This is a genomic window from Butyrivibrio sp. (genome assembly GCF_024699075.1).
This window is the reverse complement of sequence record NZ_JAILQF010000365.1, coordinates 1-6,707: the sequence shown is the minus strand read 5'-3', so window position 1 is coordinate 6,707 and position 6,707 is coordinate 1. Positions and strand designations below refer to the sequence as shown.

8 protein-coding genes are annotated in these 6,707 nt (G+C 41.4%); all 8 read right to left on the bottom strand.

The features are described from left to right. Nucleotides 1–497, bottom strand: a 497-nt coding sequence (locus K6G87_RS14600; RefSeq protein WP_296838826.1) for a peptidylprolyl isomerase, incomplete at its 3' end; no start/stop codon positions are given. A gap of 107 nt (nucleotides 498–604) precedes the next feature. Beyond that, nucleotides 605–1,501, bottom strand: a complete 897-nt coding sequence (locus K6G87_RS14595) for a diacylglycerol/lipid kinase family protein (protein ID WP_296838824.1) — start codon at nucleotides 1,499–1,501, stop codon at nucleotides 605–607. Nucleotides 1,502–1,531: 30 nt separating this feature from the next. Beyond that, a complete protein-coding gene (locus K6G87_RS14590) occupies nucleotides 1,532–1,798 on the bottom strand; it encodes an HPr family phosphocarrier protein (protein ID WP_296838822.1) in 267 nt (88 codons plus the stop codon). 49 nt (nucleotides 1,799–1,847) lie between these two features. Continuing rightward, on the bottom strand, nucleotides 1,848–2,795 hold the full coding sequence (whiA, locus tag K6G87_RS14585; protein ID WP_296838820.1) for a DNA-binding protein WhiA: 948 nt from the start codon (nucleotides 2,793–2,795) through the stop codon (nucleotides 1,848–1,850). 20 nt (nucleotides 2,796–2,815) lie between these two features. Beyond that, complete coding sequence (rapZ, locus tag K6G87_RS14580) at nucleotides 2,816–3,703, bottom strand: RNase adapter RapZ (RefSeq protein ID WP_296838818.1); 888 nt, start codon at nucleotides 3,701–3,703, stop codon at nucleotides 2,816–2,818. 14 nt (nucleotides 3,704–3,717) lie between these two features. Then, nucleotides 3,718–4,629 (bottom strand): UDP-N-acetylmuramate dehydrogenase, encoded by a 912-nt coding sequence (murB, locus tag K6G87_RS14575; RefSeq protein WP_296838816.1) that lies wholly within the window; start codon nucleotides 4,627–4,629, stop codon nucleotides 3,718–3,720. A gap of 106 nt (nucleotides 4,630–4,735) precedes the next feature. Further along, nucleotides 4,736–5,671, bottom strand: a complete 936-nt coding sequence (locus K6G87_RS14570; protein WP_296838814.1) for an ROK family glucokinase — start codon at nucleotides 5,669–5,671, stop codon at nucleotides 4,736–4,738. Nucleotides 5,672–5,700: 29 nt separating this feature from the next. Further along, the gene (hprK, locus tag K6G87_RS14565; RefSeq protein WP_296838813.1) at nucleotides 5,701–6,642 is read right to left on the bottom strand and encodes an HPr(Ser) kinase/phosphatase; all 942 of its coding nucleotides are present in this window, start codon (nucleotides 6,640–6,642) and stop codon (nucleotides 5,701–5,703) included. Nucleotides 6,643–6,707 lie beyond the last annotated feature (65 nt).

Genomic DNA, 6,707 nt, shown 5'->3' with positions numbered 1-6,707 from the left:
ACGCCGAAAGTATCAACTGTAACACTCTTCATCTTCTGCTCGTTAACAGGTCTGTCGTTCCAGTCTGTCTGAGTATCAGCGATAGTATTAACAACGTCCATACCCTCAGTAACCTTACCGAATGCAGCATACTCGCCGTCAAGATGAGGAGCATCCTTGTGCATGATGAAGAACTGAGAACCTGCAGAATCAGGGATCATAGTACGTGCCATTGAAAGAACACCGGGTGTGTGCTTAAGGTCGTTCTTGAAACCGTTGTTTGAGAACTCACCCTTGATTGAGTATCCAGGGCCGCCCATACCTGTTCCTTCAGGATCTCCGCCCTGAAGCATGAAGCCCTTGATTACTCTGTGGAATATAACTCCGTTGTAGAATCCCTTATTTATAAGAGAGATAAAATTATTAACTGTGTTAGGTGCAATCTCCGGATAAAGCTCTGCCTTAATAACATCTCCGCTTTCCATTGTGATTGTAACTATAGGATTTTGATTAGCCATTTAATGACTCCTTCCATAATAAATATCTTGAATCTATTGTCACAGGTTTTAATGTAAAACCTTTTGACTTACTCTATACTAATGTCCTATCATCTCTTTGTTCCAATTTACGGAACTTTAATAGTCATAGCCCTCTGCATGTTGTAAATTTCTACTTTTTTATGTTCACCGCCAAATTCACCGTCTCTGGTCCATGATACAGGTATATCTGATTCAAAAGATATGTGACTCATTTTCAGATTGATGAGGTCTCTACTACTAATAATATCATTACCAAGTAAAGCTCCTACAAGATTAGGAATATCAAGAAGACTTTGAGGTCTTCGTACAAGTGTAACTTCAAATTCCCCATCATCAAGCTTTACATTCTTACCAGTAATATTCTGTATACCACCAACCTGAATAGAATTAGTTACCATACCATAAATGAAGTCATCTTCAAGTACGGTTCCGTTACCATATGTTATTTTCATATGATATGTTCTTATATCCTGCAATTCCTTCACGCTCTGAAGGATATATGCAGCATGACCCAGAGCATTTTTCAAAGACTGATCTGTTGAATATGATACATCTGTAAATATGCCAAAAGCAGCACAATAAACGAAATTTTTATCGTTCATCGCACCTACGTCGCACAAATATTCATTATCGCCAACTACTATCTTGGCGGCTCGCGTCATAGAAGATGGTATCTTCAGACTCTTTGCAAAATCGTTGGTAGAACCGGCCGGAACATAACCTATCGGCACTTTGAATTCAGAATTCATCATACCGGATACAACTTCATCAAGAGTACCGTCTCCTCCACAACATGCAACTATACTGTAATTGTCATCTCGTTCTCGGACACGTCTTTCTCCATCTCCCTGACTCTGGGTAGGATAAGCTGTAACTTCATATCCTGCCTTTGTAAAAATATCTATGATGTCAAGAAGATGGCCTCTTATGGTTGCCTTTCCGGCATGAGGATTATAGACAAATAACATTCTTGGAGCATTCATATATTATGGTCTGCCCTTTTTTATAATATTTCAGGCCAGTGATGTAGCGCCTTCAAGATAATTAGCCATATCTGCAACAGCAGCAGCCTCGTCTCCGCCTTCAGCGATAACGTCAACTGTTTCTCCGCTCTTAAGGTTAAGGGTCATCATACCCATTATACTCTTGGCATTTACTTTTCTTTCCTGAACTTCGATGTGAATAGTGCTGTCATACTTACTCGCAACCTGTACAAGCTCAGCAACAGGACGAGCTTCAAGTCCACGTGGCAGTTTGATTTCGATAGATTTTTTGATCATAACTCCTCTTTCCTCTGCGCTTACTAAGCGTCTTAAAACCTTGCTTCTCTCAGCCTCGCAGCTTATCTGCAAGCTCGCTGAGCTTTCGAAGCCTGTGATTGACTCCGGATTTGCCGACTGGTGGGTTTAGGTATCCTCCAAGCTCTGACAAAGTTGCTTCCGGATGTTCTAGTCGTGCTTCTGCTATGGCCTTAAGGCCTTCAGACAATTTCGCGATTCCATAATGCTGCTCAATATACATTATGTCATCCATCTGCCTTGATGCTGCATTGGCAGTCTTGGCTATATTAGCAGTCTCACAGTTTACGCGACGATTGACGGAATTGCGCATATCTTTTAAAATCCTGAGATTCTCAAGATTCATAAGACCTACGTGGGCTTCCATTATATTAAGAAGATCTACGATCTCCTCGCCCTCTTTGAGATATACAACGTAGTATTTCTTCCTCTGTATCAGACGACCCTTAATACTGAAATCGCCAAGGATATCCATAAGCTGAACAGCCTGGCCTTCATTATCACATACAAATTCCATGTGATAAGATTTCGTCGGATCTGATATAGAACCAGAACAGATAAACAGGTCTCTAAGGAATGCTCTCTTGCAACACTGACTGCGCAACAAAAGAGGACTTACTACTCCGTTTGGAACTCGAAGTGTTCCGTCCTCGTCTATTCCCTTAAGTGCCATGAGTATCGTTTTTAAATGATCGTGGTCAATATCAATCTTCTTATAATAACGACCATTTACGTGTAACTCTCGTTCCGTCTCCAGAATATCAGTATCTATATTAAATGCTTTTTTTAATATTGTAAAGCATTTTCTAACCGAAAAAACGTTATCTGTTTGCATGAAGAGTGCTAAATTGCTGCTTTCAGTGTCTTTTTCAATGAAACATTCCATTCGAAATATGACTGCAAGTCCTGCAAGAAGGCAGTGCCTTGCTTTACCTGTATGCGCTATAAGCTCTTCCTTTATATCAGTAGAAAAAGACATGCCGCCTTATCCTCTTTCTATTATGCCTGCGGTGGAACAAAGCTCTTTCTTGCCTTGTCCACATCCCTATGGGAGATCTTAAGTCCATAATTGCCTTTGCCATACATCCTGGCAAATAGTTCATTGGCTATAGTTACACTTCTATGCTGTCCTCCGGTACATCCGATTGCTATTACCAGCTGATACTTACCTTCCTTGATATAACCGGGAATAAGGAATGTCAGCATATCTTCAAGCTTATCTATAAACTGTCCACACTCAGGAAAGCTCTTAACATAATCCTGAACCGGCTTATCATTACCTGTCTGAGGGCTAAGTTCTTCTACATAGTATGGATTAGGAAGGAATCTTACATCAAACACAAGATCCGCATCATCCGGAATACCGTATTTAAATCCAAATGAAAGAATTGTAACGATAAGGTTATTATATGTTGCGTTCTCTACGAAAATACGATTAAGCTCTATCCTCAGCTCTCTTGTAAGAAGCTTTGAGGTATCGATTATATAATCAGCCTTTTCTTTAAGCCCGGAGAGGATCTCTCTTTCTCTTTTAATTCCATCTTCAATTCTTCCACCATTTGCCAGCGGATGAAGACGTCTTGACTCTTTATATCTTTTTACAAGGACCTGATCACTTGTCTCCATAAAGAGAACTTCTACAGGTACGCCCTTTTCTCTAAGGGTATCTATGACCGCAGGAACTTCGCGGAAGGCCTCGCCTCCTCTAACATCCATTCCAAGAGCAACCTTAGTGATTCCGCTCTCCGGGACCAGAATGAGCTCTACAAATTTCTCTATAAGTGATATTGGGAGATTATCTACGCAATAATAACCCGAATCTTCAAGCATATGAATAGCCGTTGATTTACCGCCGCCGCTCATACCCGTCACTATAACAAAGCGCATAACAGTCTCCTTTCTTAATCAAAATCTCCAAGAAGGATCACTTCTGTTTCAAGTTTAACACCGCTATTATCCAAAACTGTCTTTTGAACATGTCTTATAAGGTCCATGACATCCTTAGAAGTAGCGCCTCCTTTATTGACTACAAAGCCGCAATGCTTTTCAGATACCTGAGCCCCGCCTATACTAAAGCCTCTAAGTCCTGCATCCTGAATAAGCTTTCCTGCAAAATAGCCTTCCGGTCTTTTAAAAGTAGATCCGGCACTTGGATATTCCAAAGGCTGCTTATCTCTTCTTCTGGAAGCAAAATCAGCCATAGCTTCTTCAATGGAATTCTTCTCACCTGTAAAAAGAGAAAAAGTCACACCTATAACAAGCAGATTCTCATCTGCCATCCTGCTGCCTCTGTATCTTAACTTCAAGTCATCTACAGGTATAGTTTCTATGTGTCCATCCCCAAACATTATTTCGGCAGATTCTACGACATCCTTCATTTCAGAGCCGTATGCACCCGCATTCATTCGAAGACATCCGCCCACGGATCCGGGAATACCGGCAAGGGCTTCCATTCCTGTCAGACTATTTAAAAGAGCGCTTTGGGCAACCTTTGATGTAAGAACACCAGCTCCTGCATAAATGTGATTTCCATTTACTTTAAGTTCATCAAGGCCTGTCATGGATATTATAACTCCGCGATATCCCTTATCAGAGACAAGGAGGTTGCTTCCATTTCCTGTGATGAAGTAATCTATATTCTCTTTTTTCAGAAAAGATATAAGCTTTGAAAGTTCATCTTTTGAACTTATTCTAATAAAACAGTCAGCAGGCCCACCTGTTCTGAATGTGGTGTGCCTGCTCATAGGTTCATCCCCAAGGATATTCTCCCCGGGGATAATTGTATTAATCTTATCAAGGATTTCCTGATTCAATATTCTTCCTCCAATCAGGGGCATTAAGATTCAATATCTGTAAGGCCCTGTTTGGGCCGCAGGATAAGGTATGCTGGCCTTCAAATATAAATGAACCAGTCTCTTATCACGGATCTATTACCATCTTGGCTGCGCCACAGATACCTGCATCATTTCCAAGCTGTGCAAGAGCAAACTCTGTATCTCTACAGCCTTCAAATACATATTCTTCAAATGAAGGTCTTAAAAGATCAAATATGATAGTTCCGCACTTTGAAACTCCGCCACCTATTACTATTACTTCAGGGTTAAGAATAGTTGCACAGGTTGCAAGTCCTTTTCCAAGATAGTAACCGTATTTCCTAGTAACTTCGATAGCAAGTTCATCACCTGCTTTTGCAGCATCAAAGATGCCCTTACTTGAAAGCTGTCCTCTTCTAAGAACAGAATCCTTTTCTGTAGCACCAAGTATGCGTGATGCAAGAAGAACTATACCTGTAGCAGAAGCATACTGCTCAAAGCAGCCCTTGTTGCCACATCCACAGCGTTTGGTCTCATTATCTTCTATATGGATATGTCCGATCTCTCCACCGGAGCCTGCAACACCGTTAACTATCTTGCCGCCGATGATGATACCACCACCAACACCTGTTCCAAGTGTTACCATAAGCATGTCATTATGGCCGCGTCCGCCGCCCTTCCATGCTTCTCCAAGTGCTGCAACATTAGCATCATTACCAGCCTTAACAGGCAGATCTAAAAGTCCCTCAAGTTCCTCCTGAAGGTTCTTTCTGCCCCATCCTATATTAACAGCCTGATATATGATTCCGTTACTATCTACTGCTCCAGGTGCTCCAACTCCAACACCTGCTATACTTTCCTTAGTAAATCCTCTTTCTTCAATCTTAGCTTTAATTGAAGCTGCGATATCCGGCAGAATGTTCTCTCCGTTATTCTCTGTTCTTGTGGGTATCTCCCAACTCTCTTCAATATTGCCCTCATAGTCGAGAAGACCCATCTTTACAGTCGTTCCGCCTATATCAACTCCAAATGCATACATCATTATAGTGTTCCCATTACCTTCCTAAAATATTAATCTTCGTCCTCATCTCCATGGTGCTGAAGTGAATTCTGTACTCTATTATAAAGCTCCTGAGCAGCATTATAACCCATTTTCTTCTGACGGTGGTTAACAGCGGCTGATTCACATATAACCGCCAGGTTTCTACCGGGTCTTATAGGGATTCTGTGACATACGATCCTGTTTCCAAGATACTCTGTATACTGCTCCTCAAGTCCCAGTCTGTCATACTCTTTGTCCTTATCCCAGTCTTCAAGCTTTATTACAAGGTCTATTGCCTTACTGTCTCGAACGCTTGATACACCGTAAAGGGTCTTAACATCTATGATTCCGATACCCCTTAGCTCAATAAAATGCCTTGTGATATCAGGTGCACTTCCCATAAGAAGCTCGTCACTTATCTTACGAAGCTCTACTACATCATCTGAGACAAGTCTGTGTCCACGCTTGATAAGCTCAAGTGCTGCCTCTGACTTACCAATACCGCTCTCACCTGTAATAAGAACTCCTTCACCATATACGTCAACAAGTACGCCGTGAATAGAAATACATGGTGCAAGCTTCTCATTAAGATATCTTATGATCTCAGCCATAACTGCTGATGTAGGCTTCCTTGTCATAAGAACAGGAACCTGCTCTTCATTTGCAATCTTAAGGAACAGATTATCAGGTACCAGCTCTCTGCAGAAGATAACAGCAGGTATATCAAATGAAAGAAAATCTCTGTAAGCCTTCTCCTTCTGCTCCTGTGGAAGTGACTCCATGTAGGTATACTCAACGAAACCTACTATCTGAAGTCTGGTTGCCTCGAAGTGTTCAAAATATCCGGCAAGCTGCAGCGCCGGTCTATTAATATCAGGCTGTGTGATCCTGATCTTGTCTATCGGAATATCAGGTGTCAGATTATCAAGTTTGATCCATTCGATGATAGTTTTAAGTTTAACGCTAGCCATAAGAACATCCTCCATTGGTATTGAGATTAATCCCATTAAACCAGTATCAGTTTATCATACCACCA